This window comes from Agromyces sp. NPDC029043, from assembly GCF_055564615.1.
In genome coordinates, this window is the sequence record NZ_JBVHVX010000001.1 from 547,982 (window position 1) to 568,922 (window position 20,941).

Below are 20,941 nucleotides of genomic sequence, written 5' to 3' on the forward strand. Positions count from 1 at the left end.
CCCAGCGGATCGAGGTGGCCTCGATTCGGCGACCTTCAGTGACTCCGTGAGCCGGTTCCTGTCGCCGCGGGCAGTCCGATCTCGACACGGGCCCCGCCCTCCGGTCGGTTGGCGGCGCTCGCGTCGCCGCCATGGGCTCGGGCGATGCCGCGGGCGATGGCGAGCCCCAACCCGGCGCCGCCCGTGAGGTCGACGTGGTGCGGTGAACGCGCTGATGATCCGCGCCATCCGGGCTCGAACGCCACCGTCGCCTCGCCCGGCGCGAAGCCCCGCCCGTCGTCCTCGACACGGAGCAGTACGCGGTCGCCCTCGGTGCGGACGGTCAACAGCACGTGCCCTCCGGTCGGGGCGTGCTGCAGTGCGTTCGCCAGCAGATTGGCGACGGCGCGGGTCAGCTGGCCGGGATCGGCTTCGACGACGCCCGCGTCGGCCACCTCGACGTCGAGCCGGATGCCCGCGGCGTCGGCGATCGTGCGCAGATCCGAGGCGGCGTCGCTGGCCAGGTCGGCGAGCGAGATGCGCTCGCGCCGTGGCGCGAGCGTGCCCGCGTCGATCTGGGACACGGCGAACAGGTCGGAGACGAGCGCGTCGACGCGGTCCACCTGCGCCGCGATCTGGGCGAGGTAGCGGTCGGGGTCGGGTGCCAGTCCGTCCTGCAGCGCCTCGGCTTGCGCGCGGATCCCGGCCAGGGGCACGCGCAGGTCATGCGCGATGCGGGTGACCAGATCGCTGCGTGCGCGTTCCTGCCGGGTGATCGCCTCGCGCGCGTCGCGCAGGCGGGCATCGGATGCCGCGAGCTGGTCGAGCACCTCGCGGAACTCGCGCACCGGCAGCGGTCGCGGCTGCACGGGCACACCGCGCCCGACGTCCTCCGCCGCGGACCGCAGCGTACGTGCCGCCCGCGAGATGCGCGACCCGAGGATCGACGCGGTGACCACGGCGACCGTTCCGCTGGCCGCGGCAATCGCGATCGTGATGCGGGCGTCGTGTTCGGAGAGGTACATCGCCTGTGCGGCGATGAGCACTCCGCCGACGACCGCGGCCACTGCGGCGACCACCACCGTGACCAGGTGCACGACGATCGGCGCCCGGGCGATCGATCGAAGCACGAGCCAGGCCGCCGCTCCGACCGCGGCGGCGATGACCGCCGACAGGGCGACCACGAGGAGGAGGTCCGATCCGGTCACGGAGCCTCCTCGGGCGCATCGAACCGGTACCCGTAGCCCCACACGGTGACGAGCAGGCGCGGGTGCGCGGCATCCGCCTCGACCTTCTCCCGGAGCCGGCGAACGTGCACGGTGACGGTCGAGAGGTCACCGTGACTCCAGCCCCAGACGGCGCGGAGGAGCTCGTCGCGGGAGAACACGTGGCCGGGCCGGCGCGCCAGGAACGCGAGGAGATCGAACTCGCGCGCCGTCAGTGCGATCGGTGCCCCGTCGAGATCGACTGTGCGTGCGGAGGTGTCGATGCGCAGGCCGCCGCGCTCGATCACGGCGGTCGCCGAGTGGGACGGCGCGATGCTCGCGGCTTCGACCGCGAGCGATCGTCGGAGCACCGTGCGGACGCGCAGGGTCAGCTCGCGTGGGGAGAAGGGCTTGGCGAGGTAGTCGTCGACGCCCGCCTCGAGTCCGGCGATGCGGTCGCCCTCGGCGCCGAGCGCGGTGAGCATGATGATCGGCACGGGCGACGATGCGCGGATGCGGCGGCACACCTCGATGCCGTCGAGCCCTGGGAGCATCCGATCGAGCACCACGAGGTCGGGACGGTCGCGCGCGACGCGATCGAGGGCGGCGAAGGCATCGGAGGCGTCGGCCACGCGGAAGCCCGCCTGTTCGAGGTAGCTGCGGCACACCTCGAGTACGGTCGGGTCGTCGTCGACGAGCAGCACGAGGCGCCCGTCGAGCAGCAGGTCTGCGTCAGCCGCCACCGATCACCTCCTCGAGGCGTGCGATCGGATCGTACAGCCCGGCATCGAGGATCCACGTCTGCAACTGCTTGTCGAGGCCGGTGACGACGATCACGCCGACGACGATGAACACGACGCCGATCGCTCGGCGGAACCATCCGTCGGGGTTCGCGAGCCAGCCGAGGCGGCGCACCAGGCGCCGGCCGAGCAGTGCGATGAGCAGCAGCATGCCCGCGAGGCCGATCGCGTAGGCGACGACGTACGCGAACCCCTCGACGAACGAGACCGGCAGCACGGCCGCGACGATCAGCGCGTACGTCGGGCTGCAGCTCGAGAACACGGGGCCCAGGGCCGCGCCGGTGAGGATGTCGCCGCCCACGCTCTGCCGGCGGACGGACCGGTCGAGCATCGCGCCGCTGCGCGCGCCGAGGCCGAGCCCGGTCGAGGCCCGGCCCCAGAGTTGCGGGAACAGCAGGTCGACGCCGAGCAGGATCACGATGCCGCCCGACACCACCTGCCAGACCTGCGGCGGCACGCCGAGCAGGGCGGTGGTCGCCTTCAACAGCAGCGTGAAGGCGACGACGGATGCCGCGAGCGACCCCGCGATCACGTACGGGCGCCACCGCGCACGACGCGCGTCTCCGCCCTGCACGATCGCGCCGCCGACCACCACCGGCAGGAGCGGCAGCACGCACGGCGCCGCGACCGTGAGAACGCCCGCCGCGAGCGCGAGGGTGAGTGATGCGGTCATCGGGTCAGGGGATCGCCGCGACGAGGGACTCCACCGACGGGTCGTCGTACAGCACCACGCTCGAGACCTTCTCGCCGGCCTCGTCGACGAACACGATCGTGGTCTGGAGCGTCACGCCGTATCGCTGACGCAGGTCGGTGCGGGAGTCGTAGTCGACCTTGAAGACGGTGAGCCCGTCGGGTGCGCCCTGCGCCTTCAGGTCCTCGTCGAGCGCCCGGCACTTCGGGCACCAGCTCGCGTGGAAGAACAGCGCCTTCGCACCGGGCGTCGCCTCGATCGCGCCGTCCTCGTAGTCGAGGTAGGCGCCCTCGGCCGGCGCCGCCTCCGCATCGTTCATCGACTCGGCGGATGCCGCCGGCGTCTCCGTCGCGCCGTCCATCGGCTCCGCTGTCATCGCCTCGGAGTGCGACGTGGCCGCCGGGTCGGCGCCAGCGCCGGAGCCATCCGTCGTCGCGCACCCGGCCAGCGCGAGCGCACCGGCGAGCAGCACGACCCATCCCACACGGGAGACGTGCCCGTGTGCTCGTGCGCCCATGATGCCCTCGTTTCCGCGAGCTCCTCGGCCCGCCTCCGATCCACGACGCTACGCGGGCCGATCGCCCGCCACCCCGACCGCACGATTACGAAACCCTGACGGATGAGGATGGTTCCGGCGCGACGGTGCCATCACGGGCGGTGCCCACCGGCCAGTGATCGCCTCGCCGACACCGGGCTGAGGGCGGCGGACGTTCGAGGCCAAGCCCAGGCGGAACGCAGGATGAAGGCGAGCAGCAGCAACTCGAGTCCGATGGAGAGGGCGAAGAAGGAGGCCCAGTCCCACGACTCCCCGACCGCGTTGAACACCGTGACGGGGATGTAGAGCGACGCCACGACGAGGTTCGTGGCTCGGTTCATTCGGGCGGGCAGCGTCATGGAGAGCATCACCATCAGGGCCGGGATCGCGATCAGCGCGAGGAATGCGGTCAGCAATGGGGGGCTGATGTCGAACTCGAAGACGACGCCGGCGAGGATGTCGTCGACCGCGCCGGGCTTGTAGAGGTGGTAGTAGTCCACGTAGACGTACAGGAACATGAAGCTGGACCATGCCGCGGCCAGCTTGACCCGTACGGGGATCGGCGGATCGTCGAGTTGGTTCGGGGTTGTCGTCGTGGTGGTCATCGGTTCTTTCCTTCGACTCGAGCGGTCCGTCCGCCCGAGTGGCGGCGGGGTCGCGCGGGCCTGCGCGGAGCCTGGGTCGTTCTCGTCGGTCCGGTCGTCAGACGGTGATCACGACCTTCCCTCGGGTGTGGCCGTCCGCGACATGGCGGAGGGCGTCGGCGGCTTCGTCGAGGGCGTAGGTGCGATCGATGACGGGCCTGACCTGCCCCCTCGCGAGCAGCTCGGCCAGGGTGAGCAGGTCCGGGCGCCTCGCGAACGAGGTGAAGGGCTTCAGCTGCTGACGGGTGAACCCGGACCGCACACGCGCTTCGGCGATCCGGCCGAGGGGCCCGAGCCAGCGGCCGCCGCGACCGCTGTTGGGGATCAGCGTGCCGATCGGCGTCAGCGCTCGGCGGACGGCCGCCAGGGGCTGGGCTTCCACGTTGTCGAGGATGACGTCGTAGCGCTCCTCGGCGCGGGTGAAGTCGGTCCTCGTGTAGTCGATGACGTGGTCGGCACCGAGTGAGTGGACCAACTCGACGTTGCGGGTGCTGCACACACCCGTCACCTCGGCGCCGAATGCCTTGGCGATCTGCACGGCGAAGGAGCCCACGCCGCCCGACGCGCCCGTGATCAGCACCGTCTGGCCCGGTCGAACCTTCGCGATGTCGCGCAGTGCCTGCAACGCCGTCACGGCCGACGTGGGCACCGCGGCCGCCTCCGCGACCGACAGGGGGGCCGGCACGGGCGCGAGGTTCGCCGCCGGGGCGCAGGCGTACTCCGCGAGCGTTCCCGCGGTGCTCCAACCGAACACCTCGTCGCCGGGGCGGAGAGCCGTGACCTCGTCCCCGACCGCTGCCACCTCGCCGGCGAGATCCCTACCGGGGACGCCGTGGCGCGGTCGGCGGAGTCCGAACACCAGGCGCACCACGTACGGCTCCCCGGTCATGACGAAGCAGTCGCCCGGATGTATCGAGGCCGCCCTCACACGGACGAGCACCTCGCCTCGACCGGGCGACGGAATGCCCACCTCGGACGACTGGAGCAGGGAGGGCGGGCCGTAGCGGTGCTGGACGGCGGCCCGCATCGTCGTCGCCGCCCCAGCCCGACTCGCCCGCGGCCCAGAGGGTGCTGCGGCATGCGGTCCCTGATCGATTCCCATAGAAGACTCCTCACGTCCGAGCTGGATCCGCCGGCCCGTACACCGTACGTCGTACACCGTACTATGGCGCGTACGCTGTACGATTGTCAAGCGGTTCGAGCGGAGGGGGGCCGGTGGCTGCGAAGGGACAACGCCAGGTCGCGTCCGAGGCGGGGCTGAGCAAACGGCGGCTGGTAGACGAGGCGGTCCGGCTCGCCGACCGCGAGGGGGTCGACGGGCTGAGCATGCGCCGGCTCGCTGTCTCGTTGGGTGCGGGCGCGATGTCGCTCTACCACTACGTGGCGAGCAAGGACGAGCTGCTGGACGCCATGATCGACGTCGTGTTCGAGGAGATCGAACTCCCGCCCGGAGGAACCGACTGGCAGTCGGCGATGCGAGGGCTCGCGGTATCGACCCGACAGGCTCTCGCACGCCACCCCTGGGCGATCGGCCTGATGGAGTCGAGGACATCGCCGGGGCCCGCGAATCTCCGCCACCGCGAGGCGTTCACCGCCTGCCTGCGAGTTGCCGGCTTCTCGGTCCTGGCGGCGACGCACGCCAACTGGCTCCTCAACAGCTATGTCTACGGTCACGCCCTGCAGGAGGCCAGCCTGCCGTTCGACACCGCCGACGAGCTCGCGGAGATGACCGAGGATGTCTACCTGCCCCAGCTTCCTCCTGACGAGTTCCCCTTCCTCAACGAGTCGGCCGCGGCGCTCGTCGCGTCCGGTTACGACCCGGCCGAGGAGTTCATGTTCGGCCTCGACCTCGTCCTCGCCGCCCTCGAGCCCCTGAGGGCCTCCGGGTAGCGACGCTCATCGACTCGGCGACGCTCGCGGATCCCTTTGGTCAGGACGCGGCGGCCTCCGCTGCCCCCTTCAGGTCGGCGGTGAACTGCTCGAAATTCTTCTCCAGTGGGGGGATCATCCGAGCGACGAACGGGTAGAACGGACCGCCGATGCGCTCGACGATCACCACTCGCGTGCCTCCAGCCTCGCCGGTGAGGGAGCACGTGCGAGTGAAGAGCGCATTGCCGAACGTCAGGCGCGCGTTCGGCTCGAACTCCTTGACCTTCAGCGTGAGTGTGCGGCTCGGGTCGAGTTTCGAGACGAGCTTGATGGTCGAGTCGAGTGCGATCCGGCCGTCCAGCGAGACGACCGTCGAGTTCCACCTCGGGTACTCCACTCCAGTGGTCAGCAGTCGCCATACTGTGGCGACGTCGGCGTCGATGTGCTGAGCGATCCGGGTGGAGCGACTGAACGTGGTCCGGGTCGTCGAGGCGACTCCATCGGACGCGGCGCTGGACATCTGATCCCCGTTCTCTGCCTGACGCCGATTGTAGAGAGCACCCCTTCAGGACGCGAGGATGCCGCGAGCCTTCGGGCGCGCCCACCGCGCCGGCACGTCATCGCCGTCCCACACCTGGACTCCGCCCCACACGGCGCCGTGAGCGGGACGGCGAGCAAGGCTCCGATCACGCTGCCGACGGCGTGCCTGCCGTGATCACGAGGAGCACGACGAAGGCATGGAGGCTGACCGTCTTCGCCATTCGCTACAACGCACTCGTCGTGGCTGTCGCCTTCCAGGTCCTTCAGCAGATCATCCGCGGCTGACCCCCGGCGCCTGGACCGATGCGGTCGGGGGCTCGGTGTGGCTCTCCTCCGGGTCCCGTCGCGGGCGCTGTTCGTGAATCCGCGCTCGGGCAACGGTGCCGCTGCCCGCGCCGGGGTGGTCGAGCGGGCAGTGGACTTGGGAATCGAGGTCGTCACCCTCGGGGCCGGCGCGGACCTGGCCGAACTGGTCGGTGTCGCGATCGAGAACGGTGCGGACGCGCTCGGCATGAACGACGGCATCATCGAGCGGCGCGCCGGGTCTCGTGGCGCATCGGCGAGGAGACCTCGACTGCATCGCGTGCGGTCGAGGTGTCGGGTGCCTGCTCGACTCGACGGAATGGGATCGAGCACGCGAGGCACAGCGCCACGACACATCCGGCCCCCAGTATCGCCACCCAGGCGCCGCGCGGCTGGTCGAGCCCCAGTCGGAGGCCGCCGACGGCGGGAACGGTGGCCACGATGCCGGCGAGGACGGCAAGGGCGAGCACACCGCATACCAGCCGAGCCCAGATCGGACCACGGCCGGACACGGCGAATCCGCCGGCCATCCCGGTGAGCGGGACGGCCACGGCTCCACCACCGAGTCCCATGGTGAGGAGAGCGAGGATCGCGTCGGGCATCGTCAGCGGCAGGATCGCGAACGCGAGCGGGGCGAGGGCCAGCCAACGCCAGTGGGGCCTGCCGCCGGTACGGCGGAAGTACTCGGCGAGCCCGAGCAATGCGCCCGTGATCGCCCCGGCGAGAAGGATCGCGACGAACGTGCCGTACCAGTCGAATCGCGACCCTCCACCCGCGATCTCGGACATGTACGCCCGGAAGGCGGCGGCCCACACCACGCCGCACACCGTGCCGACGAGGATCGAGGCGATCCCTGACGCGCGCGGGGACGCATCCGCTCGGGCGGTTCCCAGTCCGGTCCTCGAGGCATACACGTCGACGCACCCCCGATCTCGATGGATGACGGCGGTCAGTCTACGGAGACGATGCCGAGCCTCCATCGGGGCATGCCCCGAGTCGCGATGGGGGCAGACCGCGTGGCATGTGGGTTGAACCTCGCGCGTGCGTGCGCCCAGGGGAGCGGCGGGGAACGCCAGCTGCTCGAGGTCGAGGGGCGGCCAACGGTCGACCAGTCTGCTTCACTGCTCCCAAGCGGTCGACATCGAATACCGCGGGCCGGCCTTCGGGCTCATCGAAGTCCGGCTGTTGTGGGCAGGGTTATCCGAGGGCAGGGACGATGAGGGAGATGAAGGGCGTCGTTGAGTGCAGTGTCGCCGGGCGCCCAATCGCGCGTTGTGGACGTGAAGCTCGCTTGGGTGACGACGACGAGGTGTCGGCTGGGGACCACGAGGATCCTCTGCCCGAAGCTTCCGTTGGCCGAATAGGCCGCGTCGCCGTCGACGTCGCTGGTCCACCACAGGTAGCCGTAGCCCACCTCACCGGTCGGAGCGAAGCCCTCGACGCCGGCGTCGAGCGGGACGTGCTCGGTTGTGGCGGTCGTCACCCAGGCGGCGGGGACGACCTGCTGTCCCTGCCATTCTCCGTGGTTGAGGTAGAGCAGGCCGATCTTGGCCATATCCTGGGCGCGGAGCGAGATGCCGAGGCCCCCGAGGTTGATTCCCTGGGTGTCGACGTACCACCCGAAGCCCGAGGGATCGGCCAGGTCCGACCAGTCGGCGAACGTGGGCTGATCGGCCGGGCGGGTCGGGATGCCCAATGGGTCGAACAGCGTGGATCGGGCGTACTCCAGCAGCGGCCTGCCGGTCGCTTCGACGAGGATCGCCGCGACGAGGTGGGCGCTGTTGTTGGCGTGGGAGAACTGGATGCCCGGGTCGAATGCCTGCTTCGTGAGGATGGAGGCCACTGCGTCGTCCGAGCTCGGGAGGTCGTCCGCGAGGCCGGCGGTCATGGTCAGCAGCTGTTCCAGGGTGATTCCGGCCACGGCGGCTGTCATGTCTTCGGCGTGGTCGGGCAGCAGCTGGGCGAGTGTCGCGTCGACCCCGGGGATCTTCCCCTCGCCGATCGCGATGCCGACCAGCGTGCTGATGATGCTCTTCGTCACCGACCAGACGTGGTGGTGGTCGGTCGCCACCGAGTCGTAGTACCGCTCGTACGCGGTCCGGCCATCGGCGAGCACGATGACGGAGGCAAGCCCGGCGTAGTCGTCCGAGGCGAACTCCTGATCCAGCACCGCTGCCAGCTGCTGGTCCACCGCGAGGTCGGCTTCCGATGGCGCGGCGGGCAGGAGCGGGGCGAGCGTGGTCGGTGAGGCCGCCGACGCAGTGTCGTCGAGGGGTCTCGTCGCGGTGCAGCCCCCGGCCAGCAGGACGACGGCGAGCACCGCACCGATTCTCACGGCCAGGCTCCGATGGTGCGACATCTGCACACCTCCGATCCGAGCTCGGCGGGTCAGAGACAGCTCCCCGTGCCCGAGGCGATGACCGAGAAGGTGATCTCCTCCAGCACGAACTCGCCGAAATCGGGAATGGTGATCACAGCGCCGAACGTGTGGCTCCCGATCGCGAGGTCGCCGGGTGCGCGGATTGCACCGGTCTGGGTCCACCACCCGTCGGTGACTTCGACGATCGTTCCGTCCTCGAGGGCGGCGATGCCGCTGATCAGGCGCTTGATCGGTGAGCGCACGGTGTCGTCGAGTCTCGTGCCGTCGAGGTACAGGTCGACCATGACGGGTTCGAGCACTGCGACTCCGACCTCACGCTTGACCGGCGGCTCGCCCTCGAGGGCGCCGACGATCAACGAGAAGACCAGGAGTTGCCAGTCGTGCTCGCATACTGACGACCCGTTCCACGGGAAGTCGGCGAACGGGCGGATGCCGTGTTCGAAGAAGGCCGCGGGACCGGCCAGGTCGGCCGCCGGCGGCCCCGCGAGCTGATCGATCACGCTTCCCGCGCCCTCGGCCGCTTGGAAGTGCGAGAGGACATCACCGTAGGTGATCTCGTCGTCGGCGGCCGCCGGACTCGCGACGAAGAGCGAACCGAGCGACAGGGCGCCGATCACCGCGGCGATGACGGCTGGGCGGAGTGCGCGGCTCCTGCGATTGTGGGGCATGTCGACCCTCCTCGGGTGATGGCCTGCTCAGCCGCCCCAACTGCCCCCGACACCGTGGGGCAGGATCGGCAGGGACCAGAACTGCGCTGTCGTGCCGTCCGTCATCCTCAACGTCCCGAACGTGAGGTCGTTGACCTGCATCACGCCGTCCGCCCCGGGCACGTTCGGGTCGGCGCTCGTGTGCGCCCACACCGCGCTCGCTCGTTCCGCGCCGAGGATGAAGCACATCTGCATGGGGCCTGCGCCACCTGGGGGGCCGGGGTTGCCGCCCCAATCGCCATGCCTGAACCTCCCCGCAGTTCCGGCGACCAGCGCCCGCACGGCCACCGGCAGACGAGCTTCGACCTGATCGGCCGGGGGACCGGCCGCCCCGCGTTCTGACGAGTTGTCGATCGCACAGATCGCGTAGTTCGACGGCCGGTACACGATCGGCACCGGCTCCGCCCAGGCGTAGGCCGGGATCGAGTCACGCCCGCCGACGACGAAGGACGCCGGATCGATCTCGCCTTCGCGCACGAGGTCGAGACCCTCAGTGCTGAGGCGTTGCTGGGTGATGCGGCCGCCATCAGTTCGCCACAACACACGCCCGTCGTCGTAGACGTACGCCCAACCCGCGTGGAACTGTACCCACTCGGCGACGACCTCGGCCGCATCGGCCGGCGGCGCCGGCCAGGCGGCCCCTCCAGGCTCCGGGTCGACCGTCGTGCGATCGGTGTCGGAGGGTCCGCTCAGCATCATGAACGCCCCGGCTCCGAGTACGAGCGCCGAGACCGCTGCGGTGATCCCGTACCGGGCCCGTCGTCGCCGGGTGCGCCGTCGGGCATCGGCGATCACGCCGTCTTCGATGACCGGCGGCGTGTCTTCGACGTCGGGCCGCGCGGAGCGCACCGTGGACACTTCGCGGATGACCTGCGCATCGAGCGTGGCCGAATGCTCACCGTTCCGGGCGAGCGATTCGTCGTGCTGTTCTCCGTCTCGTCCGTCGGGCCGTGAGTGGTCTGGCGGACGGCCGGTCAGGAAGATGGTCATCTTTGCCGCTCCTACCAATGACGCTATTATGATTAGCATCATGATCGATGTCAACCTCGATCGAAACGATCGGACCGATCTACGAGCAAGTTGCCGCGGAGATCGAGCCATCGCCGACGGGGAGGCCGCGCCCGACGAGCGACTGCCGCCCTCGAAGGACATCGCCCATGCGCTCGGTGTGGACGCGAACACCGTGCGCAGCACCGCATCGACCCCGAACGTACGTATCAACCGGCAGCGAAACACGGCTGAAGCCGCGCCATCCGCGGGGTTCAGCCGTTCACGCTGTCGTGAGACATCAGAAAAGAGCCGATGACGGGGATCGAACCCGCGCTGTCTGCTTGGGAAGCAGAAGTTATCCGGTAGTGATTCATCGGCTTCACCGGGGCTCACGAGCCCCGGAACCTGGGGGAGTGTGAACTCGAGTGAATCACTGTGATGCGGAATTTGTGACCATTAAGTGACCACTAGCCCGTCTGCTTCGCGCTCACGGGCTCGGTTCGAGCGTAACGTCGCGGGAGCCGGCTTCCATGTTCCGGCGCAGCTCATCGTTGATGCCGCGGTGTCGGCGAGAAGGGCAGCCGCTCAGGCGGCCTGCTCCGAGGTCAGACGGCGAAGATAGGTACCGAGTTGGTGATCACCGGGCGAGGAACTCGTCTGACTTGCGTTGCAGGAACGCGCACAGCTCCGCGAGCGCTCCGACTTCCGCCGCCATCCGGGCGACTGCCGAAGCGCCCAAGGTCACTGGTTCCTCGCGAGGTTCGAATGTGATCGACCACTCCGGTCCTGTTGTGGGCGACGGGGGCTCGATGACGATCTCGGTCGGGGAATCAGGTATACGAACCGCCACGAGACCGGTGTCGGCACCACCCTCCCCATCCTGCGGGATCACCCGAATCGAGCTCAAACTCGAACGCCCGAGGGTCCTGAACTCCTCAACCCAGGACTGCAACGTGGCGATCGTGCGGAACGGCATGACCCCTCCCAGGACGGTACGGCCGGTTGGTTAGGACCCATTATGGCGAAGGCGTCGGGAGTCTCGAGCGGCTCGAACGGCATGCTGACGACGGCCGGGGGAAGGACGAGGAGCGTCAGCACGTCCGAGCGAAGACTCGTCATGCTCAGGATCTGTCAGCCCCAGGTCCCGACTCGGCACTATGGGTGTTGAGGGCGTCGCGCAGTCCGGCGCGTGAGGTGACGCCGAGCTTCGGGAACGCTCGGTACAGGTGTGCGCCGACCGTACGCGGCGACAGGTAGAGGCGTTGGCCGATCTGCTTGTTCGTGGGCCCCGTGGCAGCGAGCTTCGCGATCTCCTGCTCCTGCGGGGTGAGCTCTTCGGCGGAAGAAATCTCTGAAGCCCAGCCCGTCGCGCGTAGCTCGGTTCGCGCCCGCGTAGCCCACCACGTCGCTTCGAGCGAGTCGAATGTCTCGGCGGCGGTGAGCAGCTGGTGCCGCGCACCGTGGCCGACCTTGCCCGTCGCAGCCGTTCACCATATTCGAGCCGGATGCGCGAGGAGAAACGGCCATCCGTTCGCACCGGGGATGGCGGGGCGATCTCCAACGCGAACGCGGACCGGCTAACGAGCCAGTAAGAACCCGATCAGCGCGGCAACGAAGATGGAGGACAGCAGCAGGCCGAACAGCCCAACTGCCCGAAGCAGCCCGTTGGAGAGCATGACGCCCCGGCCCGGTCCGAGTGCTCGGTGCTGAATCGCGTCGAGCACGTCGTTCACCCGGGCTGGGGCCGCCACGAGCAACACAGAGACCAGTAGGTCGAAGACGGTGATCAGTGCGAAGAGGATCATGGCTGGGATGAGCCTAGAAGGTGGCGACGCTCAGTAGTGTGCCGCCATACAGCGAATGCCGGCGCCCCTACTCGTAGCGCTTATCCTTTCGGGCGTTCTCGTAGTGGCTGGAGCGGTGGTGATTCTCGTCGCGCCTCAGGCATCAGCGTCCTTCGGATGGTTCGCCTACCAGCCGCTCTCCGATGCGGCGTTCATCCCCAGCGGATTCATCGTCCTGACGCAGACGGCCATCGTCGGTGGCGTCCTGGCGGTCGTAGGACTCAGCGGACGTGCTGCCGTAGTTGGCTTCGCCCTCGGCCGTCGCCGTCGCGTGGCCGAGTAACCGATCGTTTGAGGAATTGCCGAAGCGGGCTGAGGGATCCGAAGCGCGCTGCTCGTTTAGTGTCGAGGCGTGTCTTCCCGCAGCATCTACGTCGAGACGACCATCCGGGCGGACCTCGACACAGTTTGGGCTGCGACGCAGGACCCGGCCCAGCATGCGAGGTGGGACGTCCGTTTCTCCGAGATCCGGCCGGCGGGCGTCGCCGAGGCCGGTGCCGCGCGGTTTGAGTACGTCCGCCGCACACCGTTTCGCACTGTGCACGGCACGGGAGTGAACCTGGGGGAGGTCTCCCGCCCGGACGGGACCCGCACCTCCGCCCTTCGGTTCTGGAGACCCCGGACCGGTTCTCACCGATCCGCTCCGGGCGCGGCTACTGGCGGTACGAGCCGGTGCCCGGCGGCGTGCGCTTCATCACCGGGTACGACTACGAGCCGGGTTGGGGGCCGCTCGATGTGCTGGTCCGACCTGTCATCGGGTGGGCCACGGCCTGGAGCTTCGACCGGCTCCGGATTTGGCTCGAGCAGGGTGCACCGCCGGAGCGTTGGCCGCTGGCGAGCGCCGCCTGGCTGTGGCGACCGGATCGCCCCCGCGCGTCCCGGTGCCGGCGGGCGCCTGAGGGGCAGCGAAGGCGCGCCGACCACCTGCGAACGGCGCCGGCGACGCTATCGGCACTGCCCGACCCGCAGACGCGGCGATGACCTCCATGTTCGAGAGCGCACTCGGGGCCGAAGCGTTCGCGCGGCTGCACCCGATGATGCAGCGCAGGTTCGGCGTCGGCCTGGACCGCGGCGAGGCCTGCATCGGCAGGGGCGTAATGAGTGAGATTCGGCGCGGCCCGTGGTGGACCGTGCCCTTCCTGCAGATCGGCCGGCTCCGCAACATCCTGGTACCGGATGTCGGCACCGACGTTCCCTTCACTATCGAGAACTACCCCTACGTCGACCCGTTCGGCCGTGAGACGGTCACCTTCGTACGCGAGTACACCGTCGGCGGACGGCGGCGCAGGTTCGACGCGACGATGATCCTGGCCGGTGATCGGATCGTCGACTACCTCGGCACGCACCAGCACCTCGCCGTCGACCTCGACCTCACCTTGGATAAGGACGGTGGGTTGCTGCTGACCTCGGACGCGCAGCGATTCTACGAAGGAGTCATCGGCTTCCGCTTCCCAATGTCCTTCAGCGGGCGGGCGACCCTGCGCGAACGCTACGACGACGCGGACGAGCGGTTCCACGTCGATCTCGAGGTGCACAACGACCGCTTCGGCTTCCTGTTCGGCTACCAGGGCAGCTTCACCTGCGAATGGGAACCGGCCACCGACGCGCCAGGCCGGCTGAAGCCGCTCCGACACGAACTTCGCACCTGAGCGTGCCGCTGAGGGCTCGTCCTTCCGTCGGCGCAGACTGACGACGACGCTGTTGTGCTCGCCTCAGTCGGCCGACCGCACAGAGCCCGAGGTTCGGTAGTCCCGCGCGGGGTCAGACTTGCGCGCGCCGACGACGCGCGCGAGCGAGCGTGTCGAGTTCGGGCGGCTGCTGCTGAGGCGGCTGTCCGCGGGAACTTGTGACTATTGAGTGACTACGAGAGCGATTTTGCAATCGAGAGTCGCGACTCCGTTGGAGTCGAAATCCCGGATCACCACCGTAAACCTATCGAAGTGCATCCGTGTGGACTGTTTCCGTGCGATATGTGGGATTGCACGCGTGCTGCCGGAGCACGGAAAATGCCTCTGAGCAGGCAATTTACGACGAGCCGATGACGGTGTCTGGTTTCAGGACATCGTGAACGGATGTCTCAGGACATCGTGAACGGCGGGGTGGTTCGCGGCGGGATGTCTCAAGACATCGTGAACGGTGGGCAAGTACGAGCTGCTGATCAAGGCCGTGACCGTGCAAGGGCTCTCCTACGGCCAGGTCGCCGCCCGCTACGGGGTGTCGAAGACGCTCGTGCACAAGCTGCATCATCGGTGGCTCGAGGACGGCGAGGCGGCGTATCAGCCGCGCTCGAAACGACCCGCGTCCTCACCGACCCGCGCTCCGACAGCGGTGCGCGATCGGATCCTGGCCCTGCGGGACGAGCTGGTCCGGATGGGATTGGATGCCGGCTGCGACACGATCCACACCCACCTGACCGGCGAAGGGCATCAGGTCAGCCGGTCAACGGTGTGGCGGGTGCTCGCCCGCGCGGGCCGGATCGAACCGCAGCCGCAGAAGCGGCCCCGCAGCTCGTACTTGCGGTTCGCCGCGGACCGGCCCAACCAGATGTGGCAGTCCGACTTCACCCACTGGGCCCTGACTAGCGGGGCCGGGGTGGAGATCATCGGCTGGCTCGATGACCACTCCCGCTACCTGCTGCACCTCAGTGCCCACCGCCGCATCACCGGGAAGACCGTGACCGACACGTTCACCACCGCGGGCGACCTGCACGGGTATCCGGCGTCGACGCTCACGGACAACGGCATGGTCTACACCACCCGGTACGCCGGCACCATCACCGGCACCGGGAACCCGAACGCGTTCGAGACCCTGCTGGCCCTGTACGGCATCGCCCAGAAGAACGGGCTGCCCTACAAGCCGACCACCCAGGGCAAGATCGAACGGCTCTGGCAGACCCTGAAAAAACACCTGACCGCCCGACCCACCGCGACCATCGAGGAGCTGCAGGACGTGCTCGACAGCTTCCGCGACTACTACAACCAGCAGCGCCCGCACCGATCGCTGAACCGGCGCACCCCGGCGTTCGCGTACGAGCTGATCCCGAAAGCCACCCCGAGCGCACCCGAGGACCCGAACCTGTGGCGGGTCCGCTACGACCGCGTCGACCCCGGCGGGAAGGTCTCACTGCGGTATGCGAACCGGATGCTGCACCTGGGCATCGGCCGCCCCCACGCCGGCACCGACGTCATCGTCCTGATCCACAACACGAACGTCACCGTGATCGACCCCGACGGCACCGTGCTCAGCGAGCACCGAATCGACCCGGAACGGACCTACCAACCAGCAACGAAAAACGGCTGAACCCGCGTCATCCGCGGGTTCAGCCGTTCACGATGTCCTGAGACATCACAACGAGCCGATGACGGGAATCGAACCCGCGCTGTCTGCTTGGGAAGCAGAAGTTCCTAAGTGCCGGTTCATGGTGGCTCACTCAGGCTCACGAGCCGCGGAATCACGCCGGACGTGAAACGCAATGAGCCCGAGTGAGTTCCCCAAAACCGTGAGTTAACCGTGAGCAACGCCCAGTCCGAGCCGCTGATCGACTGCGACTATTGGATCGCGACGGTCCGGAAGCCAGCATTTCCCATTGACGAGTCGGGTGTGTTCTGCGAGCGCGCGGAGTTGCGGTACCGGTTGCAGTAGGAGATGTGGCACAGGTAGCTGCCGCCCCGAAGAACCCGGTTGATGCCATCGACCGGGCCGGTCGGACTCGACGTGGGCGAGGCCCGGTAGTAGGCGGGGTGGAACCAGTCGTGGCACCATTCCCACACGTTGCCGACGGGCTGCCAGAGCCCGTACCCGTTGGGGTCGAAGGTGCGCACCGGCGCGGTGGTGAGGAAGCCGTCCTCGCAGGTGTTGCGGCGAGGGAACTCGCCTTGCCAGATGTTGGCGCGCCAACCTCCGGCGTCGACCTCGTCGTCACCCCAGGGGTACTTCTTCGACTCGAGACCGCCTCGCGCGGCGTACTCCCATTCCGCCTCCGTCGGCAGACGGCGGCCAGCCCACTCGCAGTAGGCGATGGCATCGTTCCAGCTGACGTGGACGACGGGGTGGTCGCCGATGGCGTCGATGCCGGAGGCACGACCGCCGGGGTGCGCCCAATCCGCCCCGCGGACGCCGAACCACCAGGGCGTTCCCGCGGCAGGTCCCATGACGTCCTCGTCGGGAGCGGCGATGGCCAGGTGGAACACCGCCGAAAAGCCGAATACCTCCGCCTCCGTGCGGTAGCCGGTGTCCTCGACGAATCGAGCGAACGCCTCGTTGGTCACGCTCGTGGCATCGATCACGAACGCATCGAGGGCGACCTCGTGCATCGGCACCTCCCCGTCGGCGGCGTTGCGGTCACCCGATGAGTCGCCCATCTGGAACCGGCCGCCTGGAACTCGAACCTGCTCCACGCGGTGCCGAGCATCCTCGAGTGGTACGAAGGACGGCCGGCGTGCCGGCCCGACGCCGATGGAGAGGAACTCCGATCGTCCAGGTGCACCGCACGAGCACGAGGGAGCGCAGCCGGACTCCGCAGGGGCGCTGTCGCTCATGGCTTCACTGTCACCGAACGGGCGGTGAGGACCGCGTCGAACCGGGCGAGGAGCGGGTCGCTCGCCTCCTCCATCCACGACCGGAGCGCAGCGCGACGACGATCGAGCTCCTCGGCATGTCGGTCGTCGGTCACCAGGTTCCGGAGGCTGTGGGGATCGGCCCGCAGGTCGTAGAACTCCTCCTCGGCGCGATCGAGGTAGAAGCGAACACGCGCCGCGATTGCAGGGTCGTCCTCGGCCGCCTCGAGCATGGCGGGCCAGGTGAGCCCGATCATGTTCTCTGCTCGATACTGTTCGGTGCCGTCCGCCCAGGCGTTCCAAATGTAGCCGTACTCGTCATCCTGGAGGCAGCGCATCTCGTAGCGGCGCTTCATGGCCGTCTCGTGGAAGACCGTGACGACATGGTCGCGTCCCGCGGCCCGGGAGCCTGTCAGCAGCGGCAGGATGCTCCCGCCGTCGGTCGTACCAGGATCCACGCCTGCGACCTCGCAGAACGTGGCGAAGAGGTCGAGCATGTTCACGAACGCGTCGCGCTCGACGGAGCCGGGTCGAATGCGGCCAGGCCAGCGTGCGATCAGCGGTGTCTGGGTCGACTGCAGGTAGCAGTTCGCCTTGGAGAAGGGGAACGCCATGCCGTTGTCGGAGAGGAACACCACAAGAGTGTCGTGTGCGACACCGGCCTCCTCGAGCACATCCAGTACCGCCCCGACGACATCGTCGCATCGCCTCGACGAGCTCAGGTACTGCGCGTACTCGCGGCGGACCTCCGGCAGATCGGGCAGGTAGCCGGGCATGGGATCGGCCTCGTCGCTTCCGAAGACGCGGCTCGGCGCCGGAATGCCCTGTTGCTGTTGCTCGTCGAAGAAACGGCCGACGTCTTCGGCGCCGTGGAACGGGCGGTGCGGGTCATGGGCGTTCACCATGAGGAACCACGGCCGGTCGCCGGCGCCCGTGATGAACCCGGACGCTTCCTCGGCGTACCGCCGCGGATCCCGGCCCATGCCGAGTTCGCCCATGTCCACGGCGAGATCCCACTCGAATCGGTCCACCGGCTGGAGGTGAGTCACCTTGCCGAGGATCCCGGAAAGGTACCCGGCCGGCCGGAGCACGTCGGTGAGCAGGGGGACGTCGTCATGGATCGGCTCGAAGCCCTCGGCGCCGTTCCGGTGCGGCCAGCGCCCGGTGAGCATCGCCGACCTACTCGGCTGGCACACTGCGATGGGCACGTGGGCCCGTCCGAAGATCATGCCGTCGGCCGCGAGACGGTCGAGGGTGGGCGTGACGCCGGACGGGCCGCCGAACGCCCCTGGCGTCGTTCCTTCCATGTCGTCGGCCGTGATCAGCAGGATATTGGTCGTCATTGATCCGAGCTCCTCGCCGCAGGCGGGCTGCGTTCTATAGTGATGAGCAGTTAACTCGAACTGATTCCGCACAAGGCGCAGGATCGCATCGCTCGAAGCTAAGTGATTTGTATCATACACGAGGCAGCCGGGCCCCCGCCCGGGCGATGGAAGGAAGGGACGGCCGGTGACCAAGCTCAACCTGCTCGAATCCGTATTGCTCGGGCTGCTCGCGCGACGATCGAGCGCAGGCTACGACATCCGCAAGTACTTGGAGAAGACGGGCCGGATTTACGGGTACGTGCCCCAGGCCTCGCAGATCTACCGGCAGCTCGCCACGATGGTCGAGCGCGGTTTGCTGGAGTACGAGGTGGACACCGACCGCAGCGGCCCCGACGCCAAGGTGTACTCACTCACGCAGGCGGGATTCCGCGCATTCCTCGATTGGGTCGACGCCCCGTTCACCCCGACCGAGCGACCGATGGACGCTCACTTCCAACGGCACTTCGTCCTGGCCGGCGCGGTGTCGCCGGTCATCGCCCTGCGGATCGTCGACACCGAGTTGGCCTACCGGGAACAACAGGAGGCGAACTGGGCTGCCGACATGCTGTTGCCCGGCGTCGTCGTCGAGCCGTTCGACGCCGACTGGATGGATGAGGCCGCCTACCTCGGTGACAGCCGAGGCAACCAGTTGGCGAGTCTGCACATCTCCTGGCTGCGAACCACCAGCCGGAGGATCCGCCGATACATCGAACGGTACGGCGCCGTCTGGCCCGATCCGCGTTGGTCGGCACTGGCGGGCGAGTAGGCGCGGGACGGAGTCGGACCTCGTCGCGGACGTCGAGTACAACACTAATCACATATGAGAATCTCGACTCTCTCTGCCGTTGGGTTGTAGCACTATGTGAAAAGTGCTATTCTCGCCTCCACTGGCCGAACGGCCGGTCTCACACGACAAAGGAGTTCTCTGTGAACAGGCTCACCCGCATCACGCTGGGAGCGGTGGCGCTGACCTCGGCCACTGCACTCGCGTTGACTGGTTGCTCGGGAACCGATGCATCCTCCGGCAGCGACCAGGCTGCCTCGTGGCCCGAACTCACCATCGCCGCGGTGGTGGAGCCCACGAGCTTCGACCCCGCCCAGGCCGCCGAGGCGAACTTCGCCCAGTTCTTCCAGCCGGTCTTCGACACGCTCATCCGTCGCATGCCCGACGGCGAGCTGGCACCCATGCTGGCCACCGAGTGGGCGCTCTCCGACGACGGACTGAGCGCTACCCTCGACCTCCGTGACGATGTCACCTTCTCCGACGGGACGGAGTTCACCCCCGACGTCGCCAAGCTGAACCTCGAGCGCTTCCGCGACGCAGGTGGGCCGTTCGCCGCCAACCTGTCCAACCTCGAGTCCGTCCAGGTGGTCGATGATGACACCATCGAGCTGGTCCTCACACGTCCCGATCCCGACATCTTCCAGTACCTCGGCAACAGCGCCGGCTACATGGCGAGCCCCGCGCAGTTCGACAGCGCAACGGTCGACACCGAGCCCATCGGCTCCGGCCCCTACGTGCTCGACCGGAGCGCGACGGTGACCGGGTCGGAGTACACCTACACGAAGCGCGACGACTATTGGGATGCCGAGGCCGAGTGGGACTTCTTCGACACCCTGGTGATCAAGCCCATCGCCGACCCCACCGCACGGATGAACGCCATGAAGTCCGGGGAGGTCGACTCGGGCATCATCGAGCCCAAGTCGATCCCGGAAGCTGAGGGCGCTGGTCTCAACGTCACGACGTTCCAGGTGAACTGGTACGGACTGTCGATCTTCGACCGTGGCGGTGCCATCGTCCCGGCGCTGGCCGAAGTCGAGGTCCGTCAGGCGCTCAACTATGCCGTGAACACCGAGAACATTCTCAAGGCAGTCGAGCTCGGCTACGGCGAACCGACGAACCAGCAGTTCAACCCTGACTCGGAAGCCTTCCTCGACAACCTGGAGGGCACGTACGAATACGACCCCGAGAAGGCGAAGGAGCTTCTCGAGGATGCCGGCTACGGTGACGGATTCGACGTCACGATGCCTCGCTCCGCGGCGATGGATCCCGCCATGGTCGCCTCCCTCGAGCAGGACCTGGCCGCCGTCGGCATCCGGGTCAAGTGGGACGAGGTGCCGGCAACCGATCTCGTGCCGGTCCTGCGTCAGGGCAAGTACGCGATGTCGTGGATGTCGTTCGCCCAGCCACCGACCGCTTGGGGCACCGTCAGCCGCTTCCTGCTGCCGAACTCGCCGTGGAACGTGTTCAAGACCGAGGACCCGCGGATCAACGAGTTCGCCAACACGGCCCTCGCGAGCCTTACTGATCAGGACGCCTACGACGAGGCCGTCCAGGGCATCAACGAGATCGTCGTCACCGACGCGTGGAACGCGCCGTGGTACCGCGTCGAGCAGGGTGTGGCCAGCCGCTCTGGCTTGAACGTGGAGCCGCAGGCCGGCCAGGCCGCCCCGTCGATCTACAACTACTCGGTCGGCGGATAACCACCGACCGGCACCGGTCCGGGGGCTTCGGCCCCCGGACCACCTGAAGG

Annotated in this window: 23 protein-coding genes and 1 tRNA gene; 7 read left to right on the top strand and 17 right to left on the bottom strand. The window is 68.3% G+C overall.

What is annotated here, in order from left to right; translation table 11 throughout:
• Nucleotides 1-35 precede the first annotated feature (35 nt).
• The 6 genes from ACZ4TW_RS02600 to ACZ4TW_RS02625 all read right to left on the bottom strand — a co-directional run bounded on the left by ACZ4TW_RS02600 (nt 36) and on the right by ACZ4TW_RS02625 (nt 4,956).
• Nucleotides 36-1,187, bottom strand: coding sequence for a sensor histidine kinase (locus ACZ4TW_RS02600; protein ID WP_465539841.1), 1,152 nt, complete (start codon nt 1,185-1,187; stop codon nt 36-38).
• Nucleotides 1,184-1,927, bottom strand: coding sequence for a response regulator (locus ACZ4TW_RS02605; protein ID WP_465539843.1), 744 nt, complete (start codon nt 1,925-1,927; stop codon nt 1,184-1,186). The genes ACZ4TW_RS02600 and ACZ4TW_RS02605 overlap by 4 nt, the downstream gene beginning before the upstream one ends.
• The gene (locus ACZ4TW_RS02610; RefSeq protein WP_465539845.1) at nt 1,917-2,657 is read right to left on the bottom strand and encodes a cytochrome c biogenesis CcdA family protein; all 741 of its coding nucleotides are present in this window, start codon (nt 2,655-2,657) and stop codon (nt 1,917-1,919) included. The genes ACZ4TW_RS02605 and ACZ4TW_RS02610 overlap by 11 nt, the downstream gene beginning before the upstream one ends.
• 4 nt (nt 2,658-2,661) lie before the next feature.
• Complete coding sequence (locus ACZ4TW_RS02615) at nt 2,662-3,192, bottom strand: thioredoxin family protein (RefSeq protein WP_465539847.1); 531 nt, start codon at nt 3,190-3,192, stop codon at nt 2,662-2,664.
• 131 nt (nt 3,193-3,323) lie between these two features.
• Complete coding sequence (locus ACZ4TW_RS02620; protein ID WP_465539849.1) at nt 3,324-3,815, bottom strand: DUF6326 family protein; 492 nt, start codon at nt 3,813-3,815, stop codon at nt 3,324-3,326.
• 97 nt (nt 3,816-3,912) lie between these two features.
• On the bottom strand, nt 3,913-4,956 hold the full coding sequence (locus ACZ4TW_RS02625) for an NAD(P)-dependent alcohol dehydrogenase (RefSeq protein WP_465539851.1): 1,044 nt from the start codon (nt 4,954-4,956) through the stop codon (nt 3,913-3,915).
• Between the two features lie 113 nt (nt 4,957-5,069).
• Between ACZ4TW_RS02625 and ACZ4TW_RS02630 the strand changes: the two genes are divergently transcribed.
• Nucleotides 5,070-5,744 carry a TetR/AcrR family transcriptional regulator gene (locus ACZ4TW_RS02630; RefSeq protein WP_465539853.1) on the top strand — a complete coding sequence of 225 codons (675 nt, stop codon included), beginning with the start codon at nt 5,070-5,072 and terminating at the stop codon, nt 5,742-5,744.
• 40 nt (nt 5,745-5,784) lie between these two features.
• On the opposite strand, the gene ACZ4TW_RS02635 is transcribed toward ACZ4TW_RS02630, so the two are convergent.
• Entirely contained in the window at nt 5,785-6,243 is a 459-nt protein-coding gene (locus tag ACZ4TW_RS02635) for an SRPBCC family protein (protein WP_465539855.1), read from the bottom strand.
• A 182-nt stretch (nt 6,244-6,425) separates the two neighbouring features.
• Here ACZ4TW_RS02635 and ACZ4TW_RS02640 point away from each other — a divergent pair, with 182 nt between their 5' ends.
• Nucleotides 6,426-6,548, top strand: coding sequence for a hypothetical protein (locus tag ACZ4TW_RS02640; RefSeq protein ID WP_465539857.1), 123 nt, complete (start codon nt 6,426-6,428; stop codon nt 6,546-6,548).
• A gap of 239 nt (nt 6,549-6,787) precedes the next feature.
• On the opposite strand, the gene ACZ4TW_RS02645 is transcribed toward ACZ4TW_RS02640, so the two are convergent.
• The 8 genes from ACZ4TW_RS02645 to ACZ4TW_RS02680 all read right to left on the bottom strand — a co-directional run bounded on the left by ACZ4TW_RS02645 (nt 6,788) and on the right by ACZ4TW_RS02680 (nt 12,448).
• Nucleotides 6,788-7,480, bottom strand: a complete 693-nt coding sequence (locus ACZ4TW_RS02645; RefSeq protein WP_465539858.1) for a hypothetical protein — start codon at nt 7,478-7,480, stop codon at nt 6,788-6,790.
• Between the two features lie 254 nt (nt 7,481-7,734).
• Nucleotides 7,735-8,901, bottom strand: coding sequence for a serine hydrolase domain-containing protein (locus tag ACZ4TW_RS02650; protein WP_465539860.1), 1,167 nt, complete (start codon nt 8,899-8,901; stop codon nt 7,735-7,737).
• Between the two features lie 53 nt (nt 8,902-8,954).
• Nucleotides 8,955-9,614 (bottom strand): hypothetical protein, encoded by a 660-nt coding sequence (locus ACZ4TW_RS02655; RefSeq protein ID WP_465539862.1) that lies wholly within the window; start codon nt 9,612-9,614, stop codon nt 8,955-8,957.
• A 27-nt stretch (nt 9,615-9,641) separates the two neighbouring features.
• Nucleotides 9,642-10,847: a hypothetical protein gene (locus ACZ4TW_RS02660; protein ID WP_465539864.1), complete on the bottom strand. Its 1,206-nt coding sequence runs from the start codon at nt 10,845-10,847 to the stop codon at nt 9,642-9,644.
• Nucleotides 10,848-10,950: 103 nt separating this feature from the next.
• A tRNA-OTHER gene (locus ACZ4TW_RS02665) sits at nt 10,951-11,021 on the bottom strand.
• Nucleotides 11,022-11,280: 259 nt separating this feature from the next.
• Nucleotides 11,281-11,619, bottom strand: a complete 339-nt coding sequence (locus ACZ4TW_RS02670) for a hypothetical protein (RefSeq protein WP_465539866.1) — start codon at nt 11,617-11,619, stop codon at nt 11,281-11,283.
• 145 nt (nt 11,620-11,764) lie between these two features.
• The gene (locus tag ACZ4TW_RS02675; RefSeq protein WP_465540259.1) at nt 11,765-12,088 is read right to left on the bottom strand and encodes a response regulator transcription factor; all 324 of its coding nucleotides are present in this window, start codon (nt 12,086-12,088) and stop codon (nt 11,765-11,767) included.
• A 132-nt stretch (nt 12,089-12,220) separates the two neighbouring features.
• A complete protein-coding gene (locus ACZ4TW_RS02680) occupies nt 12,221-12,448 on the bottom strand; it encodes a hypothetical protein (protein ID WP_465539867.1) in 228 nt (75 codons plus the stop codon).
• Between the two features lie 115 nt (nt 12,449-12,563).
• Here ACZ4TW_RS02680 and ACZ4TW_RS02685 point away from each other — a divergent pair, with 115 nt between their 5' ends.
• From ACZ4TW_RS02685 to ACZ4TW_RS02695, 3 genes are all read left to right on the top strand, one after another.
• Nucleotides 12,564-12,770: a hypothetical protein gene (locus ACZ4TW_RS02685; protein WP_465539869.1), complete on the top strand. Its 207-nt coding sequence runs from the start codon at nt 12,564-12,566 to the stop codon at nt 12,768-12,770.
• Between the two features lie 694 nt (nt 12,771-13,464).
• On the top strand, nt 13,465-14,136 hold the full coding sequence (locus tag ACZ4TW_RS02690) for a DUF4166 domain-containing protein (RefSeq protein WP_465539871.1): 672 nt from the start codon (nt 13,465-13,467) through the stop codon (nt 14,134-14,136).
• Nucleotides 14,137-14,623: 487 nt separating this feature from the next.
• A complete protein-coding gene (locus tag ACZ4TW_RS02695; protein ID WP_465539873.1) occupies nt 14,624-15,787 on the top strand; it encodes an IS481 family transposase in 1,164 nt (387 codons plus the stop codon).
• A 248-nt stretch (nt 15,788-16,035) separates the two neighbouring features.
• Here the strand turns inward: ACZ4TW_RS02695 and ACZ4TW_RS02700 are convergent, their stop codons facing one another.
• Nucleotides 16,036-17,025, bottom strand: coding sequence for a formylglycine-generating enzyme family protein (locus ACZ4TW_RS02700; protein WP_465539874.1), 990 nt, complete (start codon nt 17,023-17,025; stop codon nt 16,036-16,038).
• Nucleotides 17,022-18,386 carry a sulfatase family protein gene (locus tag ACZ4TW_RS02705; RefSeq protein WP_465539876.1) on the bottom strand — a complete coding sequence of 455 codons (1,365 nt, stop codon included), beginning with the start codon at nt 18,384-18,386 and terminating at the stop codon, nt 17,022-17,024. Before ACZ4TW_RS02705 ends, ACZ4TW_RS02700 begins: the two co-directional genes overlap by 4 nt.
• A gap of 166 nt (nt 18,387-18,552) precedes the next feature.
• Between ACZ4TW_RS02705 and ACZ4TW_RS02710 the strand changes: the two genes are divergently transcribed.
• On the top strand, nt 18,553-19,173 hold the full coding sequence (locus tag ACZ4TW_RS02710; RefSeq protein WP_465539878.1) for a PadR family transcriptional regulator: 621 nt from the start codon (nt 18,553-18,555) through the stop codon (nt 19,171-19,173).
• Nucleotides 19,174-19,334: 161 nt separating this feature from the next.
• Nucleotides 19,335-20,891 carry an ABC transporter substrate-binding protein gene (locus tag ACZ4TW_RS02715; protein WP_465539879.1) on the top strand — a complete coding sequence of 519 codons (1,557 nt, stop codon included), beginning with the start codon at nt 19,335-19,337 and terminating at the stop codon, nt 20,889-20,891.
• The last annotated feature ends 50 nt before the right edge of the window (nt 20,892-20,941 follow it).